This is a genomic window from Pseudomonas sp. R4-39-08, assembly GCF_003852275.1.
GTDB lineage: Bacteria > Pseudomonadota > Gammaproteobacteria > Pseudomonadales > Pseudomonadaceae > Aquipseudomonas.
In genome coordinates, this window is sequence record NZ_CP027733.1 from 5,522,265 (window position 1) to 5,541,197 (window position 18,933).

At 62.3% G+C, this 18,933-nt stretch carries 15 protein-coding genes; 6 read left to right on the forward strand and 9 right to left on the reverse strand.

Going from position 1 to position 18,933, the window contains the following annotated elements:
- Nucleotide 1 precedes the first annotated feature (1 nt).
- A complete protein-coding gene (locus C4J88_RS25665) occupies nucleotides 2-814 on the reverse strand; it encodes an HDOD domain-containing protein (protein ID WP_177412950.1) in 813 nt (270 codons plus the stop codon).
- Nucleotides 815-1,109: 295 nt separating this feature from the next.
- Here C4J88_RS25665 and C4J88_RS25670 point away from each other — a divergent pair, with 295 nt between their 5' ends.
- Both C4J88_RS25670 and C4J88_RS25675 read left to right on the forward strand, forming a co-directional pair.
- Nucleotides 1,110-2,306, forward strand: coding sequence for a class I SAM-dependent rRNA methyltransferase (locus C4J88_RS25670; protein ID WP_053127951.1), 1,197 nt, complete (start codon nucleotides 1,110-1,112; stop codon nucleotides 2,304-2,306).
- A gap of 154 nt (nucleotides 2,307-2,460) precedes the next feature.
- On the forward strand, nucleotides 2,461-3,621 hold the full coding sequence (locus tag C4J88_RS25675; RefSeq protein WP_124408437.1) for an MFS transporter: 1,161 nt from the start codon (nucleotides 2,461-2,463) through the stop codon (nucleotides 3,619-3,621).
- 123 nt (nucleotides 3,622-3,744) lie between these two features.
- Here C4J88_RS25675 and C4J88_RS25680 read toward each other — a convergent pair whose 3' ends face one another.
- Nucleotides 3,745-4,203 carry a transposase gene (locus C4J88_RS25680; RefSeq protein WP_124408438.1) on the reverse strand — a complete coding sequence of 153 codons (459 nt, stop codon included), beginning with the start codon at nucleotides 4,201-4,203 and terminating at the stop codon, nucleotides 3,745-3,747.
- 385 nt (nucleotides 4,204-4,588) lie between these two features.
- Here C4J88_RS25680 and ilvD point away from each other — a divergent pair, with 385 nt between their 5' ends.
- Nucleotides 4,589-6,430: a dihydroxy-acid dehydratase gene (gene ilvD, locus C4J88_RS25685; RefSeq protein WP_124408439.1), complete on the forward strand. Its 1,842-nt coding sequence runs from the start codon at nucleotides 4,589-4,591 to the stop codon at nucleotides 6,428-6,430.
- A 191-nt stretch (nucleotides 6,431-6,621) separates the two neighbouring features.
- Here ilvD and C4J88_RS25690 read toward each other — a convergent pair whose 3' ends face one another.
- Nucleotides 6,622-7,680 carry a haloacid dehalogenase-like hydrolase gene (locus tag C4J88_RS25690; protein WP_124405572.1) on the reverse strand — a complete coding sequence of 353 codons (1,059 nt, stop codon included), beginning with the start codon at nucleotides 7,678-7,680 and terminating at the stop codon, nucleotides 6,622-6,624.
- A 241-nt stretch (nucleotides 7,681-7,921) separates the two neighbouring features.
- Between C4J88_RS25690 and C4J88_RS25695 the strand changes: the two genes are divergently transcribed.
- Entirely contained in the window at nucleotides 7,922-9,313 is a 1,392-nt protein-coding gene (locus C4J88_RS25695) for an L-cystine transporter (RefSeq protein WP_124408440.1), read from the forward strand.
- A gap of 85 nt (nucleotides 9,314-9,398) precedes the next feature.
- On the opposite strand, the gene C4J88_RS25700 is transcribed toward C4J88_RS25695, so the two are convergent.
- Nucleotides 9,399-9,911, reverse strand: a complete 513-nt coding sequence (locus C4J88_RS25700) for a dihydrofolate reductase (protein ID WP_124372190.1) — start codon at nucleotides 9,909-9,911, stop codon at nucleotides 9,399-9,401.
- Between the two features lie 69 nt (nucleotides 9,912-9,980).
- On the opposite strand from C4J88_RS25700, the gene C4J88_RS25705 reads away from it, so the two are divergent.
- Both C4J88_RS25705 and C4J88_RS25710 read left to right on the forward strand, forming a co-directional pair.
- Nucleotides 9,981-11,360, forward strand: a complete 1,380-nt coding sequence (locus C4J88_RS25705; protein WP_124408441.1) for a DUF2868 domain-containing protein — start codon at nucleotides 9,981-9,983, stop codon at nucleotides 11,358-11,360.
- Nucleotides 11,353-12,720 (forward strand): DUF3482 domain-containing protein, encoded by a 1,368-nt coding sequence (locus C4J88_RS25710; RefSeq protein WP_124408442.1) that lies wholly within the window; start codon nucleotides 11,353-11,355, stop codon nucleotides 12,718-12,720. Before C4J88_RS25705 ends, C4J88_RS25710 begins: the two co-directional genes overlap by 8 nt.
- 7 nt (nucleotides 12,721-12,727) lie before the next feature.
- Here the strand turns inward: C4J88_RS25710 and C4J88_RS25715 are convergent, their stop codons facing one another.
- From C4J88_RS25715 to C4J88_RS25740, 5 genes are all read right to left on the reverse strand, one after another.
- Nucleotides 12,728-13,858, reverse strand: coding sequence for a TIGR03364 family FAD-dependent oxidoreductase (locus tag C4J88_RS25715; RefSeq protein ID WP_124408443.1), 1,131 nt, complete (start codon nucleotides 13,856-13,858; stop codon nucleotides 12,728-12,730).
- A gap of 128 nt (nucleotides 13,859-13,986) precedes the next feature.
- Entirely contained in the window at nucleotides 13,987-15,009 is a 1,023-nt protein-coding gene (locus C4J88_RS25720) for a putative 2-aminoethylphosphonate ABC transporter substrate-binding protein (RefSeq protein ID WP_124364839.1), read from the reverse strand.
- 20 nt (nucleotides 15,010-15,029) lie between these two features.
- Nucleotides 15,030-16,736 (reverse strand): putative 2-aminoethylphosphonate ABC transporter permease subunit, encoded by a 1,707-nt coding sequence (locus tag C4J88_RS25725; protein ID WP_177412953.1) that lies wholly within the window; start codon nucleotides 16,734-16,736, stop codon nucleotides 15,030-15,032.
- Nucleotides 16,737-16,743: 7 nt separating this feature from the next.
- The gene (locus tag C4J88_RS25730; protein ID WP_124408445.1) at nucleotides 16,744-17,808 is read right to left on the reverse strand and encodes a putative 2-aminoethylphosphonate ABC transporter ATP-binding protein; all 1,065 of its coding nucleotides are present in this window, start codon (nucleotides 17,806-17,808) and stop codon (nucleotides 16,744-16,746) included.
- A 261-nt stretch (nucleotides 17,809-18,069) separates the two neighbouring features.
- Nucleotides 18,070-18,933, reverse strand: a complete 864-nt coding sequence (locus C4J88_RS25740; RefSeq protein ID WP_124368725.1) for a LysR family transcriptional regulator — start codon at nucleotides 18,931-18,933, stop codon at nucleotides 18,070-18,072.

Genomic DNA, 18,933 nt, shown 5'->3' on the forward strand with positions numbered 1-18,933 from the left:
CTCAGTGCGCGCCCAGCTCGCGGATCGACAACTTCAGGCTTTCGAAGTCGTAGTCCGACAGGCCCACGTAATCCAGTACCAGATGGCCGATCGCCTCCCATTCACGGTCGACGGTCTGGTTGCCCAGCACGCGATAGGACGAACAAATGTGCTCGGCCATTTTCAGGATCGCCAGCAGGTTTTTAACGGCAGGGTTGCGCGACGATTCATCGCTGAAAATCGCCAGGGCGTTGTGGTGATTGGCGATGGCGTCGGTCACATGCTCCGGCAGGCGCCAGGATTTGGCGGTGTAGTATCCCACCACGGCATGGTTGGTGTTGAACGCGTTGTTCTCGGTGTCGACCACGCGGCAATCCGGGCCGGCATTGGCGTAGCCCTGCTCCAATACCGTCATGTAGTTGGGGAACCGCTTGAGCATCAGCGGTACGCCGCAATCGTGGAACAGGCCCAGGGCATAGGCTTCGTCGACCGCTTGAGCGCCGGTGCGCTTGGCCAGGGTCAGGCAGGTCATGGCCACGTCCTGGGCCGTGTCCCAGAAGCGGTTGAGCGTGACGATGGTGTCATCGCTCATCTCGCCTTTGATCGACAACGCATTGATCAGGTTGATCACCGAGCGGCTGCCCAGCAGGTTCACCGCGCGCTGGATCGAGGCGATCTTGTTGCTCAGGCCGTAATACGGCGAGTTGACGATTTTCAGCAGCGCGCCGGACAGGCCCGGGTCTTGGGCGATCAGTCGGGCGATCACTTCCAGGTCCGGGTCGGGCATGTACTGTTCCATCTGCAAATCCACCATGATTTGCGGCTGGGGCGGCACGCTGATGCCTTGCAGCACCTGCTGAATCTGTTCGGCGGAAAGCTCTTGGGACATAAGTACACACTCTGGGCTAGGCGGGGATTCTAACCCTTATGCAGACGTGGCCGACACTCAAATGCCAGATTGAAACCGGACTTAATGTGGGAGGGGGCTTGCTCCCGATAGCAGTGGATCAGTCAGCTCATCTGTTTCTGACATACCGCTATCGGGAGCAAGCCCCCTCCCACATGTCCGGCGGCGCCGCCAAGTCATACACAACACGGTATACTCCCGCTCTTTTTTCCGGAGCGACGTCATGTCCCTGCCAAGCCTGCGTCTCAAAGCCAACGCCGATCGTCGTTTGCGCAACGGCCACCTGTGGGTCTACAGCAACGAAATCGACGTGGCCGCCACCCCACTCCACGGCTTCCAGGCAGGTGACCAGGCTATCCTGGAAGCGGCCGGCGGCAAGACCCTCGGCATCGTGGCCATGAGCCCGAACAACCTGATCTGCGCCCGCCTGCTGTCGCGCGACATCAAGTTGCCGCTGGACAAGTCGCTGCTGGTGCACCGCATCAACGTCGCGCTGTCGCTGCGTGATCGCCTGTTCGACAAGCCGTTCTATCGCTTGGTCTACGGTGATTCCGACCTGCTGCCGGGCCTGGTGGTCGACCGTTTCGGCGACATCCTCGTCGTGCAGATTGCCTCGGCGACCATGGAAGCCCATAAAGAAGACGTGATCGCCGCCCTGACTCAAGTGCTCAAGCCGAGCGGCATCCTGTTCAAGAACGATTCCGCCGCGCGCGACGCCGAAGGCCTCAACCGCTACGTCGAAACCGTGTTCGGCCTGGTGCCGGAGTGGGTAGCGCTGGAAGAAAACGGCGTGAAATTCGAAGCCCCGGTGATCCAGGGCCAGAAAACCGGCTGGTTCTACGACCACCGCATGAACCGCGCACGCCTGGCGCCGTATGCCAAGGGCAAGCGCGTACTCGACCTGTACAGCTACATCGGCGGCTGGGGCGTGCAAGCCGCGGCTTTCGGCGCCAGTGAAGTGTTCTGCGTCGACGCCTCCGCTTTCGCCCTCGATGGCGTCGAGCGCAATGCCGCGCTGAACGGCGTCGCCGAGAAAATGACCTGCATCGAAGGCGACGTGTTCGAAGCGCTCAAAGAACTCAAAGCCAGCGAAGAACGCTTCGACGTGATCGTCGCCGACCCACCGGCCTTCATCAAACGCAAGAAAGACATGAAAAACGGCGAAGGCGCCTACCGCCGCCTCAACGAGCAAGCCATGCGCCTGCTCAGCAAGGACGGCATCCTGGTCAGCGCCTCGTGCTCCATGCACCTGCCCGAAGACGACCTGCAAAACATCCTGCTGACCAGCGCCCGCCACCTGGACCGCAATATCCAGATGCTCGAACGCGGCGGCCAGGGCCCGGACCATCCGGTGCACCCGGCAATTGTCGAGACGCGCTATATCAAGAGCATTACCTGCCGGTTGTTGCCGAACAGCTAAGACCGGAACCTCCCCTGTAGGAGCGAGGGCTAGCCGCCCGCTCCTACAGGAAAGGCGTACACCACTATGGGACGCCGCCCACAGTAGTTTTGATTGAATTCCACTTTTCGCAGACTAGTATCGTTTTCTGGTTTTACTCCGGAAAATAAAAACAATGTCTGGACCCACCCTCTCCCGCTCTATCCTCATCACCTGCATTTCCCTGATCAGCTTCTTCCCGATCAATATCCTGCTGCCCTCTTTCCCCGCACTGGCAACCCGGTTCGACACGCCCAGCGCAGACATCGCGCTGTCGATCAGTCTGTTCACGCTGGTGTTTTCGATCTCGCAACTGGTCGCCGGCCCGCTGTCGGATAAATGGGGGCGCAAGGAAGTGCTGCTCGGCTGCATCACGCTGTCGATCTTCGGGGCAATAGGCTGCGCAATGGCCTCGGATTACCTGACGTTCCTGCTGTTTCGCACGGTGCAGGCCATGGGCTGCGGCTTCTTCGTACTGGGTCACGCGCTGGTGGAGGACCTGTTCGACGAACAGGACCGCGCCCGGGTACGCCTCTATTACATGACCCTGAGCGGCTCGTTTGTTGCCCTGTCGCCACTGATCGGCTCCTGGCTGCAAACCACCTTCGACTGGCAAGGGAGCTTTTATGGGTTTGCGCTCATGGCCTTGGGCATGTTGATCCATGCGTTTTGCGTCCTGCCTTCCAAGGCTGCCGGCCAGCATCGCGCGACCATCTCGATCCTAGGCACGCTCAAAGCCGTCGCCACCAATCGCGACTTCCTGCGCTATTGGTGGATCGCCGCCCTGGTGTTTGCCTGCTACTTCGCCTTGATCAGCGTGACACCGCTGATTTTCATGGACGCGCTAAAGCTGTCCGAATATCAATATGCGCTGGTGCTGATGGTGTACGGCGTGGCCTACCTGCTCGGCGGCGTTGCTGCCTCGTACCTGCAAAAACGTATGGCGCTGTCCCGGCAAATCAATATCGGCCTCGGATTACTGCTCGTCGCGGGTATTCTGCTGACGCTGATCGTCATCTTTGAAGCCATTACCACGGCAACCCTGCTCATCCCGATGCTGATCAGCGCACTGGCAGTCACCCTGGTTCGCCCCGCTGCCATTTCGGCGGCGATGTTGTTGTTTTCCAGCAGCGCGGGGACCGCGGCGTCGGCGGGTAATAGCATCATGTTCCTCACCGCCGCCATCAGCAGCGCAGCACTTGCGCAAACCGGCAGTCATTTGCTGATCACGATTGCCTTGAGCTTTATCATTTTCAGTCTGTGGGGTTGGCTGACCAATGCGCAGATCAGGCACTGACGCTTTCCCCTGTAGGAGCGAGCTTGCTCGCGAAAAACTCATACACGACGCGGGCTACCTGATAGCGCTGCGTTATCGTTGACGTTCTTCGCGAGCAAGCTCGCTCCTACAAGTGAAGGTGCGTCATATCCAGATGGCATCCCATAGCGGGTATTGACCAATGTGCTCGACCAAACCAGCACGCAAAGGATTCGCGACGATATAGCGGGCCATTGCTTTCAAGTCCTCCTCGCGACGCAGTGCCCGATCGAAATAGCCTTTTTGCCAAAGCGTCCCGTAAGAGCACCTCGCACTGTTGATCGCGCGGGCACTTCGCGACTTGGTGATTCGCATCAGTCTTGGCAAGTCGCCATTGTGCAGTTCGACCAACCAATGAAAATGGTCAGGCATCACGACCCAGGCCAGCGAGGTCGCCTCACCGTCTTCCTGAGCTTTCCTGAATTCGCTGACGAGCAGGCGACCCGTGCGCCAGTCCTGAAAAATTGATTGTCGTTGGTAGGTAACAGCCGTGATCAGGTACACGCGGCCCGATTCTGAATAGCGCCCATTGCGCAGCCGATGAGCATTTTGCTGGGTGGACATTCCTTCGTCCTCTTCTGTGATTGGAAGAGAAACGGTAGAGGGCGCAGTGTTTACTGGCCTTTAAACAGTAGTTCTGAATATTTCTCGCGCCTGTAGGAGCGAGCTTGCTCGCGAAAAACCAACAGGCGACACGGACTACCTGATAGCGCTGCGTTATCGTTTACGTTTTTCGCGAGCAAGCTCGCTCCTACAGGAAGACGGTGTAGAATCGGGCCTATTCATCGCCAGTCATCCCCCGGCGGGTTTATGAGCTCAAGGCCAATGCGCACGGCGATCCCGTCACGTTTGCGGCAACTTCCGGACACCAGTGCCATTTTTCGGGTGTTCCAGACGTCAATAGAAGCTCACTCCCCTTTGATACCTGATTAGCCGCCCGGAGTGCTCCATGCCAGATTACCGCTCGAAAACATCCACCCACGGCCGCAACATGGCCGGCGCGCGCGCACTGTGGCGTGCCACGGGGATGAAAGATGACGACTTCAAGAAGCCGATCATCGCGATTGCCAACTCGTTCACCCAGTTCGTCCCCGGCCACGTCCACCTCAAGGACCTGGGCCAATTGGTCGCCCGCGAGATCGAACGCGCCGGCGGCGTGGCAAAGGAATTCAACACCATCGCCGTGGACGACGGCATCGCCATGGGCCATGACGGCATGCTGTACTCGCTGCCGAGCCGCGAGATCATCGCCGATTCCGTGGAGTACATGGTCAACGCCCACTGCGCCGACGCCATCGTGTGCATCTCCAACTGCGACAAGATCACCCCCGGCATGCTGATGGCCGCCCTGCGCCTGAACATCCCGGTGATCTTCGTCTCCGGTGGCCCGATGGAAGCCGGCAAGACCAAGCTTGCCTCCCACGGCCTCGACCTGGTCGACGCCATGGTCATCGCCGCCGATTCCAGCGCTTCTGACGAGAAGGTCGCGGAATACGAGCGCAGCGCCTGCCCGACCTGCGGTTCATGCTCCGGCATGTTCACCGCCAACTCGATGAACTGCCTGGTGGAAGCCCTGGGCCTGGCCTTGCCGGGCAACGGCTCGACGCTGGCCACCCACAGCGACCGTGAGCAACTGTTCCTGCAGGCCGGCCGCACCATTGTCGAGCTGTGCAAGCGCTACTACACCGAGAACGATGAGTCTGTATTGCCGCGCAATATCGCCAACTTCAAGGCGTTCGAAAACGCCATGACCCTGGACATCGCCATGGGCGGTTCCACCAACACCATCCTGCACTTGCTGGCTGCCGCCCAGGAAGCCGAGATCGACTTCGACCTGCGCGACATCGACCGTCTGTCCCGTCACGTGCCGCAACTGTGCAAGGTCGCGCCGAACATCCAGAAATACCACATGGAAGATGTGCACCGCGCCGGCGGGATCTTCTCGATCCTGGGCTCCCTGGCCCGTGGCGGCCTGCTGCACACCGACCTGCCGACCGTGCACAGCACGTCCCTCGCCGAAGGCATCGCCAAGTGGGACATCACCCAGACTGACGACAAAGCTGTGCACACCTTCTTCAAGGCAGGCCCTGCAGGCATTCCGACCCAGACCGCGTTCAGCCAGTCGACCCGCTGGGACACCCTGGACGACGACCGTGAAAACGGCTGCATCCGCAGTGTCGAGCACGCCTATTCCCAGGAAGGCGGCCTGGCCGTGCTGTACGGCAACATCGCCCTCGACGGCTGTGTGGTGAAGACTGCCGGTGTGGACGAGTCCATCCACGTGTTCGAAGGCCGCGCCAAGATCTACGAAAGCCAGGACAGCTCAGTGCGCGGCATCCTGGCTGACGAAGTCAAAGAAGGCGACATCGTAATCATCCGCTACGAAGGCCCCAAAGGCGGCCCGGGTATGCAGGAAATGCTCTATCCAACCTCGTACCTCAAGTCCAAAGGCCTGGGCAAAGCCTGCGCCCTGCTCACCGACGGCCGCTTCTCCGGCGGCACCTCGGGCTTGTCTATCGGCCACGCTTCGCCGGAAGCCGCTGCCGGCGGCGCGATCGGCCTGGTGCAGGATGGTGACAAGGTGCTGATCGACATCCCGAACCGCTCGATCAACCTGTTGATCAGCGATGAAGAACTGGCGGCACGCCGGGTCGAGCAGGACAAGAAAGGCTGGAAGCCGGTGGAGAAGCGTCCGCGCAAAGTCACTACCGCGTTGAAGGCTTACGCCCTGTTGGCGACCAGTGCCGATAAAGGTGCCGTGCGTAACAAGGCGATGCTAGACGGGCTGTAAGCCTCGCCCATAAAAATGCCCCGCACTTGGCGGGGCATTTTTTTGCCTGGACAAAACCTCCAGCACACAGAAGATCAAAATGTGGGAGGGGGCTTGCTCCCGATAGCAGAGTGTCAGGCAATATATGAGCTGCCTGACCCACCGCTATCGGGAGCAAGCCCCCTCCCACATTTACCGATGTACACCCGTGATTACTGAATATCCTCCGGCTTGACGATCACCCAATTCTTGTCCGCCGTCACCGGCAACCCTTCCTTGGCCTGCGCCGCCGCATGCTTGGCCATCATGCCGTTGAGCTGGGTCATGTATTTGTCCTTGCGGTTGATCCACAAGTGAATGCCGCCCTTGGCCACGTCCACATCGTGGAACAGCATGTAACCGTCGCTGGTCGGGGTGTCGCCGCCGACAATCACCGGTTTTTTCCACTCGTCGATGTACGTGAGGATCGCCGCGTGTTTGCCGGCCATCCAGGTCGCCGGGGTCCACAGGTACGGCGTGAGTTCCAGGCCAAGGTTGGCCTTCTCGTCATACTTGCCGGCGGCGATCTGTTTGCGCGCGGTGGTCAGTTCGCCCGTGCTGCGGTCTTTGAGCAGGGTGGTCACGCCGATGACATTTTCGGGTTTGACGTTGTAGCCGTACTTCGGATCGGCGGCGACCATGCGCACCAGTTCCTCCGAGGCGGCAGTCATCACATACACGTCGATGCCGTTTTCCATCAGCTTGTTGTACAGCTCGGCCTGGCCGGTGAAGACTTTTGGTGGCTGCACTTCGGATTTCTTCACCGCGTCGCCTTCAAAATAGGTGACGGGCACAGGCTTGCCGGAGGCCATCAACTCGTCGACCTGGACCTTGAGTTCCTTGAGGGTGAAGCCGGAAAACACCTGGGCCACCCACGGGTAGCACACCATGTCGTCCACTTCGCAGAGGCGATAGTAGTAGCTGAACAGGCTTTCCTTGTGGTCGGCGGTGTCTTTGAACGGCATCAGCTTGAGCGAAGGGTCGAGGCTGTCGCGGGTGATCAGGCCCTTGTTTTCCATGTACGGCAGCAAGGATTCTTCAAGGTCGTAGCGGTAGCTGGTGTTGTCCATGTCGAACACCGCGAAATTGCCCTTGTTGGCATTGGCAGCGATCATCTCGTTCAATTGTTTGGCGGCAGGCGCCGGCCAGTGTTTCAACTCGGTGGCGGCCAGCGCCTGGCTGGCGAGCCCAAGGCAGAGAGCGGCGGCAAGTAATTTCGGCGCGAGCTTCATAAGCGTTCCTTCCTGAGTGAAAGACATCGACGCTAACAAATCTGTGTGACAGTACTCGCGTTGAGCACGACGGCCTGCGTTCTGATTCCGCCAAGGGCATACGCGACAGCGTCAAACGCTTATTCCAAAAACGACAGTGACCATTCCATATCGGTATTAAATCAATATATTTCAAGCTGTTAGGCTCTCCGGTTCGCAATCGCAGGCTCACGCGATTGGCTGCCTTCTCAACGGAGCTTCAATGAATCTTCCCCTGATTCTCAACTTACTGGTGTTCGTAGCCCTGTTGCTGGGCCTGGCACAAACCGGCCGCACCCACTGGAGCCTTGCCAAGAAGGTGCTGTTCGCCTTGGTGCTTGGCGTGGTATTCGGTGTGGTGTTGCATGCCATCTATGGCGCCGGCCACCCGGTGCTCAAGGCTTCCATCGGCTGGTTCGACCTGGTCGGCAATGGCTATGTGCAACTGCTGCAAATGATCGTGATCCCGCTGGTGTTCGCGTCGATCCTCAGTGCCGTGGCGCGTCTGCACAACGCCTCGTCCCTGGGCAAGATCAGCTTCCTGACCATCGGCACCCTGCTGTTCACCACCGCGATTGCCGCGCTGATCGGTATCGGCCTGACCAACCTGTTCGGCCTGACCGCCGAAGGCCTGGTCGCCGGCACCCAGGAAATGGCGCGCCTGCAAGTGATCCAGAACGATTACGCGGGCAAGGTCGCCGACCTGAATATCCCGCAATTGCTGCTGTCGTTCGTGCCGGCCAACCCGTTCGCCGACCTGGCCCGGGCCAAACCGACGTCGATCATCAGCGTGGTGATTTTCGCCGCATTCCTGGGGGTTGCCGCGCTGCAATTGCTCAAGGATGACGTGGAAAAAGGCCAGAAAGTGCTTAACGCCATCGACACCCTGCAAGCCTGGGTGATGCGCCTGGTGCGCCTGGTCATGAAGCTGACCCCATACGGCGTACTGGCGCTGATGACCAAGGTGGTCGCCAGCTCCAACCTGCAGGACATCATCAAGCTCGGCAGCTTTGTCGTGGTGTCGTACTTGGCCCTGGGCCTGATGTTCGTGGTGCACGGCCTGTTGCTGTCGCTGGCCGGCGTCAACCCGCTGCGCTTCTTCCGCAAGGTGTGGCCGGTGCTGACGTTTGCCTTCACCAGCCGCTCCAGCGCCGCCTCGATCCCCTTGAGCATCGAAGCGCAGACCCGTCGCCTGGGCATCCCGCAGTCAATCGCCGGTTTCGCCGCTTCGTTTGGCGCGACCATCGGCCAGAACGGCTGTGCCGGGCTCTATCCTGCGATGTTGGCGGTGATGGTGGCGCCGACTGTCGGCATCAACCCGCTGGACCCGCTTTGGATCGCGACATTGGTGGCGATTGTGACCTTGAGCTCGGCCGGCGTTGCCGGGGTTGGCGGTGGTGCAACCTTCGCGGCACTGATCGTGCTGCCGGCCATGGGCTTGCCGGTGTCACTGGTGGCGCTGCTGATTTCCGTGGAGCCGCTGATCGATATGGGCCGCACGGCGCTGAACGTAAATGGCTCGATGACGGCGGGGGCGATTACCAGCCAGCTCATGGGGCAGACGGATAAAGCGTTGCTCGATGCCGATGAGCATGCTGAGTTGGCGCAGGTCTGATAGGACGCTATCGGGGGCAAGCCCCCTCCCACACTTTGATTTGTGAATACATTCAAATGTGGGAGAGGGCTTGCCCCCGATGCTTTTAGGCCTTTTCCCAAACTTCGAAGTTGTAAGCCGGTTTATCACCCTCTGCCGGGTTCTCCAGATTCGACACCAACTTCCACTGGCTCTGATCAAACTCCGGAAACCACGCATCCCCTTCCGGGCTCAACGCCACCCGCGTCAAGTACAGGCGATCGGCATGTTCCAGCCCCTGCGCATACAGCTGCGCGCCGCCGATCAGCATCAGCTCATCCACGCCCTGCTCCAGTGCCCACGCCTCGGCGCGTTCAACCGCAGCTTCCAGTGACGCAAATACTTGCGCACCTTCAAGCACCAAGTCGGTCTGACGGCTGACCACGATGTTCAGGCGCCCCGGCAACGGTCGGCCCAGGGAATCCCAGGTCTTGCGCCCCATGATGATCGGCTTGCCCAGGGTGGTGGCCTTGAAATATTTGAAATCCCCCGGCAAATGCCAGGGCATGCTGTTGTCGACGCCGATCACGCGGTTTTCACCGAGGGCTGCGATCAGGCTTAAAGGGAGAGTTTTTTTCATGGCGACGAGAATACCAGAGCTGCGAGTCAGCGGTTATGCTCCAACCTCACGAACACAACAGGATGGCGCGTGACTGCACTGAACCCGCTGCACACACTCTGGCTGACCGAAACCGTGCGCCTGCGCGAAGAACACGCCGGCCCCCTGGAAGACCTCGAAGCCAACCGCCTGGCCCGCTCGGCCGGTGGCGACCTGCCAACGCGTATCGCGCAGCGTGCGCTGCACCTGGCCGAACGCGACGGCCTGACCGGCGCGCTCAGTCGCTGGCTGCAAGGCGCGCGCCTGGCCGTGGTACTGCTGGCGATAGTCGCGGTTATCAGCGGCGCCGGCCTGGCGTTTGCCGCGCTGGGCAACGGCATGGCCCCGGTGAATGTGTTCTGGGCCCTGGGCAGCCTGCTCGGCCTGAACCTGATCCTGCTGCTCAGTTGGGCGCTGGGCCTGGTGTTTGCCGGCGAACACAGCGCCAGCCTCGGTCGCCTGTGGCTGTGGCTCAGCGAAAAACTTGCGCGCGACGCCAAGGCCGCGCAGCTGGCACCGGCACTGCTGCTGTTGCTGCAGCGCCAGAAACTCAACCGCTGGGCAGTCGGTGTGCTGGTCAACAGCCTGTGGTTGCTGGCGTTGCTCAGCGCCCTGCTGGTTTTGCTGATGCTGCTCGCCACCCGGCGTTACGGCTTCGTGTGGGAAACCACCATCCTGGGGGCGGATACCTTCATCGCCGTCACCCAGGCCCTCGGCACCCTGCCCGCCCTACTCGGCTTCAACGTACCGACGGTCGAGATGATCCGCGCCAGCGGCGACTCCGCGCTGAATATCGAAAGCGCCCGCCAGGCCTGGGCCGCCTGGCTGGTGGGAGTGTTGCTGGTCTACGGCCTGCTGCCTCGGCTGATCCTCGCACTGCTGTGCCTGTGGCGCTGGAAACGTGGGCGCGCGGCCTTGGGCCTGGACCTCACCCAGCCCGGCTACGCCCAACTGCGCGAGCGCCTGATGCCGAGCAGCGAGCGGCTGGGGGTCAACGATGCGGCGCCCGAACACCTGCACCAGGTGGCAGGCGGCGTCAGTGAACTGCACAGCGACGGCGCGCTGCTGGTTGCCATCGAACTGGACGACCAGCGCCCCTGGCCGCCCAAACTTCCCGGCACGGTAAAGGACGCCGGCATCCTCGACAGCCGTGAATCGCGCAACAAACTGCTGGAGCAGCTCACACGGTTCCCGCCCGCGCGCCTCGCCATCGCCTGCGACCCGCGTCGCTCGCCCGACCGTGGCAGCCTGGCGCTGATCGCCGAACTGGCGCGCAGTGCCGCGGCCACACGGGTGTGGCTGCTGCAAGCGCCGCCCGGCCAGGCGCTGGATGCCGAGCGCCTGGGCGACTGGCACAGCGCGCTGCAACAGCTTGAGCTGCCCTTCGCCGACTGCGCACCGTTGAACTGGCTGGAGAGCGGTCATGACTAAACCCCTGAAGCTCGCCGTAGTCGGCCATACCAACGTGGGCAAGACCTCACTGCTGCGTACCCTGACCCGCGATGTCGACTTTGGCGAAGTCTCCCATCGCCCCAGCACCACGCGGCATGTCGAAGGTGCGCGCTTGTCGGTGGACGGCGAAGCCTTGCTGGAGCTGTACGACACACCCGGCCTGGAAGATGCCATCGCCCTGCTCGATTACCTGGAACGCCTCGACCGTCCCGGCGAACGCCTGGATGGCCCGGCCCGCCTGACGCGGTTCCTGGAAGGCAGCGAGGCGCGCCAACGCTTCGAACAGGAAGCCAAAGTGCTGCGCCAACTGCTGGCCTCGGATGGCGGCCTGTACGTGATCGACGCCCGCGAGCCGGTACTGGCCAAGTACCGCGACGAGCTGCAGGTGCTGGCCAGCTGCGGCAAGCCGTTGCTGCCGGTGCTCAATTTCGTCAGCAGCAGCGAGCACCGCGAACCGCAGTGGCGTGAAGCCCTGGCTCGCCTGGGCCTGCATGCGCTGGTGCGCTTTGACAGCGTGGCGCCGCCGGAAGACGGCGAACGGCGATTGTATGAAAGCCTGGCCCTGCTGCTGGAAAACTCACGGCCGCAGTTGGAGCGGTTGATCCTCGACCAGCAAGCCCAACGCCAGGCGCGCCAACAAAGCGCCGCACGCTTGATCGCCGAATTGTTGATCGACTGTGCAGCGTGCCGGCGCAGCGTAATGACCGCAGATGAGCCGCACGCGATCAGCGAACTGCGCAAGGCCGTGCGCCAACGCGAACAAAAGTGCGTGGATTCCCTGCTCAAGCTGTTCGGCTTCCGCCCGCAGGACGCCGCCGCCAGCGACTTGCCGCTGCTGGACGGGCGCTGGGGCGACGACCTGTTTAACCCCGAAACCCTCAAACAACTCGGCGTGCGCGTGGGTAGCGGAATCGCCGCAGGCGCGGCAGCCGGCGCGGGCGTGGACCTGCTGGTCGGCGGCTTGACCCTCGGCGCTGCCGCCATCGCCGGTGCGATTGCCGGTGGCGCGCTGCAGACCGCACGCAGTTATGGCGGCCGCCTGCTCGGCAAAATCAAAGGCCAGCGCGAGCTGACCGTCGACGACAGCGTGCTGCGCCTGCTTGCCCTGCGCCAACGCCAGTTGCTCAAGGCCCTGAACCTGCGCGGCCATGCGGCGATGCACGGCATCAAGGTCGATACGCCCCAGGATAAAACCTGGCGCGAAGGCAAGCTGCCAGACGCCTTGAACAAAGCGCGCGCCTATCCGCAATGGTCATCGCTCAACCCCCACTCCAGGTTGAGCCAGGCCGAGCGTCAGGAGCAAATCGAGGCGCTGGCTCAGCGATTGGACGAAGCCTGATCCGCCATTAGCACGCCGGCCCCCACAGTGCCGTGATATTTCGCTCGGCCATGGCCGGCCCCACACTCATGCCCACACCGGTATGCATCAGCGCAATGCTAATGCCGGCAGCCGCCTGCACAAACGAAAACGGCGCGGGCCCACGCGAGCCATATACGCCCTGCCAACGCTCCAGCACCTGGAGTGTGCAGCCCAGGGTCTGCTCGGCCAGCTCGATCAGCCAGTCATCGACCTGCTCGGCGTTGAACGGCGATGCATCGCTGCCGTAATCATGGGAATCGCCGATGATCAGGTCGCCATGGGGCGTAGGGCTGATCAGCAGGTGAATGCCGTGCTCATGCAGGTGCGGTGCTTCGCGCAGGATCTGCGCCTGCACCGGCGCAGCTTGCGGCAAGTCGGCGAACGCGCCGTAATGCACGCAACTGAGGCCGGTCAACACGGCGTGTTGCAGGTTCAGCTCAAGCCTCGGCCGCGCACGTAACATTTGCAGGCGGCAGATTTGTGGGTTGAGCGGGGCAATCGATTCGGCCAGCAGGGTCTGGTAGTCGTGCCCGGAACAGACAATGATCTGCTCGCCGCGAAAACGCCCCGCCGTGCTGTGCAACTGGCCTGGCTCGACGTGGCGCACCAGGGTGGAAAAGTGAAACTCCACGTTCAGTTCCTGGGCCAGGTAGTTGATCAGCGCCGGGATCGCTTCGCGCGAATACAGTTGCTGATCGTCCTTGCCATGCAGCGCGGCGCGGTGATGGCGGAACTGGCCGCCGTACAGGTCGTTCAACGCCGCGCCTTGCAGCAACGCCACGTTGTAGCCGTGCTCGCGGGCACGCCCGGCGCAGAAGGCTTCGAGCAGGTGCTCTTCGGCTTCGGTACGGGCGAACAGGTAGGAGCCATTGCGCTTGAGCTGAAAGCCGCAGGCCTGCGCCCAGTGTGCCCAGATATCGCGGCTTTGCCGCGCCAGGTCGAGCATCGGCCCCGGCGGTTGGCCAGTGACCAGCGCCTGGCCGAAGTTGCGCACCGAGGCGCCCAGCGGGGTGGCGCTGCGTTCGAAAACCCTGACTTTGAGCCCGCGCCTGGCAGCGGCGTAGGCATGGGAGAGGCCGAGGATGCCGGCGCCGACAATTAACAGATCACTACTCATACTGTCCTCTCGTTCCCGCGCTCCGCGTGGGAATTCATCCAGTGACGCTCCGCGTCACGACCTTCAAGAGCGGACGCGGAGCGTCCGGAGCGACGTTACCACGCGGAGCGTGGGAACGATCGGTACCCTTACTGCCCCGCCACCTTCTCCGACTTGCCGTCATAGCGCTTGCGCCATTGCGCCAGGATGCTGTCGCGGTTCTTCGAGGCCCAGGCAAAGTCGTTCTTGATCAACCGCTGCTCGTAATCGGCGGGCAATTCGGTCTGTGGCTTGGCAATCCCTGGCTGGGCCAGCACCGCGAAGTTGTCCTTGTACAGCTCCATCGCCGCCGGGCTGGCGGAGAAGTCCGCGAGTTTCCTGGCGGCATCGGCGTGGGCCGTGCCCTTGATCACCGCCGTCGCCTCGATTTCCCAGCCCAGGCCTTCCTTCGGCAGGATGATGTCCAGCGGCGCCCCCTGGCGCTTGAGCTGTACGGCCGGGTATTCAAACGAAATACCGATCGGAAACTCCCCGGACGCCGCCAGCTTGCACGGCTTGGAGCCGGAGTGAACGTACTGGCCGATGTTCTGGTGCAGCTCGTCCATGTACTGCCAGCCCTGCTGCTCACCAAAGGTTTGCAACCAGGCGCTCACGTCCAGAAAGCCGGTACCGGAGGACGCCGGGTTGGGCATCACGATCTTGCCCTTGTACTCAGGCTTGGTCAGGTCCTGCCAACTCACCGGTTTGCTCAGGCCCTGTTTCTCGGCTTCGACGGTGTTGAAGCAAATGGTCGCCGCCCACACATCCATGCCGACCCAGGCCGGTGGGTTGGCGGCGTCGCGGTAGTTTTTGCCGATCTTGTCCAGGTCCTTCGGCGCGTAACGATCGAGCATGCCTTGTTGATCGAGGATCGCCAGGCTGGAGGCGGCCAGGCCCCACACCACGTCGGCCTGCGGGCGGTCCTTTTCAGCCAACAGCTTGGCGGTAATGATGCCGGTGGAGTCGCGCACCCACTTGATCTGGATATCCGGGTTGGCCTGCTCGAAGGCCTTTTTGTAGGTCTTCAACTGCTCGGCTTCAAGGGCCGTGTACACGGTCAACTCGGTGTTGGCGAAGGCATTCAGGCTGAATGCGGTGAGTACGGCAGCGACCAGCGCCAGTGGCTTGAACATCGAATACCTCCTTTGAAGGATCATTGCCCGGGCGCGGTCTGGCGCCAGGCTTGGGAGCGGCGCAAGGCGCCACGTGAGGCCCACGCCAGCAGCAGCGAGACGCCGCCTGAGGTGAACAGAATCAGGGTCGACATGGCCGCCGCGCCGCCCACATTGCCGGCGTCGTCCATGTTCAATACGGCGACGGCGGCGAGGATGGTGTCGGGGCTGTAGAGAAAGATCGCAGCGGAGACGGTGGTCATCGCCGACACGAACAGGTAACGCAGAATATCCAGCAGCGCCGGCAGGCAGATCGGCACTGTCACTTTCAAGTAATGGCGATAGAGCGGCGCCTTGAGGGACAACGCGGCGGCTTCGAATTCCACGTCCAGTTGGCGCAGCGCAGTGGTGGCGGTCATTTGCGCAGTGGTCAGATAGTGAGCAATGGTGCACACCACCAGCAGTGCCATGCTGCCGTAGAACACATGCAGCGGGTTGCCGCCGAGGTTGAAAAAAAATACGTAGCCCAGGCCCAGCACCAGGCCCGGTACGGCCATCGGCACAAAGCTGAGCAGGCGCAGGGCCAGGTTCAGGCCCTGCTGGCCCTTGGTTTTTTCCATCAGGTAGGCGCCGGTGAAGATCAGCGCACTGCCGATCAACGCCGTGCACAGCGCCATGGTCAGGCTGTTGCGATAGGCCAGCCAGCCGCCGCCGGCAGTGTCTTCGAACTGGTAGTGGTTCAAGGACAGCGACAGGTTGTAGGGCCAGAACTTGACCAGCGAGGAATACACCGCCATGCCGAACACCAGCAGCAGCGCCGCACAGATCAGCAGCACGATAGCCAGGTAGCAGCCGTCCCTGGAACGCGACGGCAGTGGTTGAAATACCTGGGCACGCCCGCTCATGGCGTCGCCGTGACGGCGCCGCAACCACGCATCCACACCAAAGCTGAACAGCGCCGGCAACAGCAGCACCATGCCGATCAACGCACCGCGGCCGAACTGCTGCTGGCCGACCACCGCCTTGTAGGCTTCCAGCGCCAGCACCTGGTAGTCCCCGCCCACCACCACGGGCACGCCGAAGTCGGTGATGGTCAAGGTGAACACCAGGCAAAATGCCGCGAACACCGCCTGGCGCGTGGCCGGCCAGGTAATGCTGCGAAACGCTCGGGCCGGGCTGGCGCCCATGCTTGAGGCCGCGTCGAACAAGCGCGCATCCGCCAGCGACAAGGCCGACAGCAGAATCATCAGGGCGTGTGGGAAGGTGTAAATCACCTCACCCAGCACAATGCCCCAGAAGCCGTAGATATTGTCCGAGAGCAACCCGCGCAACAGCCCCTGGTTGCCGAACAGATACACCAGTGCAATGCCCGGCAACATCGATGGCGCCATCAAGGGCAGCAGCGACACGCCGCGCCAGATCACCTTGCCGGGGATCAAGGTGCGCTGCAGCGCGTAGGCAAACAGATAGGCCAGCGGTACGACGATGGCCGCGACGCTCAGGGAAACTTTCAGGCTATTGCCGAGCAACCAGTGGAAGTTGGCACTGGTCAGCAGCTCGCGTGCGGCGGTCAGCCCGCCACCCTGCCCGGCTTCGCTGCTGAAGCCACGCCAGAAAATCGCCAGCAGCGGCAGCAACACCGCCACGACCAACAGGCCCAGCCACACTAATTTGCCGCCGACCACAAACAGGCGGTCGCCCGTTTCAGCCCGGGAAATAGTGCGCGGCAGTGTCATCACCGTCTCCATGACCATTTCAGGCAAACACCTGCAAACTGCGCGGCGGCAGGGCCACCAGAATGTCCTGGGCCCCCAGGCGCGGCATGGCTTCCGGGGCCAGCTCGGCCAGCAGCGGGTGGCCCGGTAACTGCTCCAGCTCAAAACTCATGCGGCAGCGATTGCCCAGGAACGTGATCTCGCGGACTTTGGCCGGGAACAGGTTTTCCTCATGCACCGGCGGGTTCACGCTGATCGCTTCCGGGCGGCAGAACAGCCGGCCGGACTTGGCGATGCCGGCGTCATCGGCCAGGCGCACATTCATCCCACCGACCTGGGCATGGCTGGCGCTGTTGCGGCTGAACGGCAGCCAATTGCCCTGGCCGACGAACTCCGCCACGAACGGCGTGGCCGGGCGGTCATAGATTTCCTGCGGCGTGGCGTACTGCTCGACCTTTCCGTTGTGCATGACCGCGATGCGGTCGGCCATCAACATGGCCTCGTCCTGGTTGTGGGTGACCATCAGCGTGGTGATGCCCAGGCGGCGCTGAAGTTGGCGCAACTCGGTACACAGATGCTCGCGCACCCGCGCGTCGAGGGCCGACATGGGTTCATCCAACAGCAATAACGACGGCGCCGGCGCCAGGGCCCGAGCCAGCGCGACCCGTTGCTGCTGGCCCCCGGACAGCTGGCCGGGGAATTTCTTTTCGCTGCCGAGCAGGCCGACCAATTCGAGCATTTGCCCGACACGCTTGCGCACCTCATCACGGCCGCAGCCGGTGAGGCCGTAGCCGATGTTCGCTTCAACGGTCAGGTTGGGAAACAGCGCGTAGGACTGGAACAAAATGCCGTAGTCCCGCGCCTGGGGCGGCAGCCGGGAAACATCGCGGTCACCCAGGTAAAGTTCGCCGCTGTCCTGGCGCTCAAGCCCGGCGATGCAGCGCAGCAAGGTGGTCTTGCCGCAGCCGGACGGGCCCAGCAGGCACACCAGCTCGCCGGCGGCGACGTCCAGGGACACGTTGTCCAACGCGGTAAAGGCGCCGAAGCGTTTCTGGATACCGCGCACCTTCATCGGCGCGCCGGGTTGGGTCAGGGCTGTGTTCATGGTGGCACCTCATCGAACTGATGGGGCCATGCTAGGGGGGAATGCGTCGTTGGTGTGGCAGGAAGGCTAAAGGGGGTGATAGTGGTATTGGTGGATTTGTGTAGGATTCTTAGAAATGTGGTGCCGGGTCCCGATCGTTCCTACGCTCCCGCGTAGGAATGCAGCCCGTGACGCTCTGCGTCACCTGTGGGCGGCAGTGACGGGACGCGGAGCGTCCCAGGAGGCATTCCCACGCGGAGCGTGGGAACGATCAGCTCGCTCCTACAAGGGTGACATTTCCTGGGCCAGGCCAAGGAAAGCCGCCGGCAACCGGGCACCTTTACGCTCCTTGAGGCAGTACAGATACTCCGGAATCTGCGGCGCATTCTCGATGGTCAGCACCTTCAGCTGCGGATCATGCGGCACCTCCTGGCGTGCGATGATGCTGATGCCGATATTGCGCAGCACTGCCTCGCGAATCGACTCACGGCTGCCGATCTCCAGCAACGGCCCGTACCCCACGCCCGCGTTCTTCAGCATCTCTTCCGTCAGCCTGCGGGTGGTAGAACCCGCTTCACGCATCAGCAAGGTATGCCCGATGAGCGCGCTCAACGGTACGTGATCAAGCTTGGCCAACGGGTGATTGCGGTGTACCGCCAACACCAGCGGGTCCGTGCCCAGCACGCGGCGCACCAGACGCGGGTCTTCCACCAACTGCGACGAGGCGGCGACGTCGACGCGGTAGTCGTCCAGCGCTTCGAGCACCTGCTGGGAATTGCCGATTTCCACCGACACCTCCACGTGCGGCAGGCGTTCGCGAAAGGCTTTGACCAGGTCCAGAATGTAGTACGGCGCGGTGGCGGCAATCCGTAAGGCGCCCTGGACCTGACCGTTGTTGCGCAGGAAAAACTCGATGTCCGCTTCCTGCTGCAACAGCACCTTGACCATCGGCAACAGTCGCGCGCCTTCATCGCTGACCGTCAGGCGGCGGCCGCCACGGTAGAACAGTTCAACGCCGTAGTGGCTTTCCAGGTTGCGGATCTGGGTAGTGACCGTAGGTTGGCTCAGGCCGAGCTTTTTCGCCGCCTGGGTAATGCTGCCCAGGCGGGCGACCATGAAAAACGCCTTCAGCTCAGCACTCAGCAC

Coding starts and splice junctions, on each gene's coding strand:
- C4J88_RS25670 (WP_053127951.1), top strand. CDS start 1,110: ATGTCCCTGCCAAGCCTGCGTCTCAAAGCCAACGCCGATCGTCGTTTG.
- C4J88_RS25675 (WP_124408437.1), top strand. CDS start 2,461: ATGTCTGGACCCACCCTCTCCCGCTCTATCCTCATCACCTGCATTTCC.
- C4J88_RS25680 (WP_124408438.1), bottom strand. CDS start 4,203: ATGTCCACCCAGCAAAATGCTCATCGGCTGCGCAATGGGCGCTATTCA.
- ilvD (WP_124408439.1), top strand. CDS start 4,589: ATGCCAGATTACCGCTCGAAAACATCCACCCACGGCCGCAACATGGCC.
- C4J88_RS25690 (WP_124405572.1), bottom strand. CDS start 7,680: ATGAAGCTCGCGCCGAAATTACTTGCCGCCGCTCTCTGCCTTGGGCTC.
- C4J88_RS25695 (WP_124408440.1), top strand. CDS start 7,922: ATGAATCTTCCCCTGATTCTCAACTTACTGGTGTTCGTAGCCCTGTTG.
- C4J88_RS25700 (WP_124372190.1), bottom strand. CDS start 9,911: ATGAAAAAAACTCTCCCTTTAAGCCTGATCGCAGCCCTCGGTGAAAAC.
- C4J88_RS25710 (WP_124408442.1), top strand. CDS start 11,353: ATGACTAAACCCCTGAAGCTCGCCGTAGTCGGCCATACCAACGTGGGC.
- C4J88_RS25715 (WP_124408443.1), bottom strand. CDS start 13,858: ATGAGTAGTGATCTGTTAATTGTCGGCGCCGGCATCCTCGGCCTCTCC.
- C4J88_RS25720 (WP_124364839.1), bottom strand. CDS start 15,009: ATGTTCAAGCCACTGGCGCTGGTCGCTGCCGTACTCACCGCATTCAGC.
- C4J88_RS25725 (WP_177412953.1), bottom strand. CDS start 16,736: ATGGAGACGGTGATGACACTGCCGCGCACTATTTCCCGGGCTGAAACG.
- C4J88_RS25730 (WP_124408445.1), bottom strand. CDS start 17,808: ATGAACACAGCCCTGACCCAACCCGGCGCGCCGATGAAGGTGCGCGGT.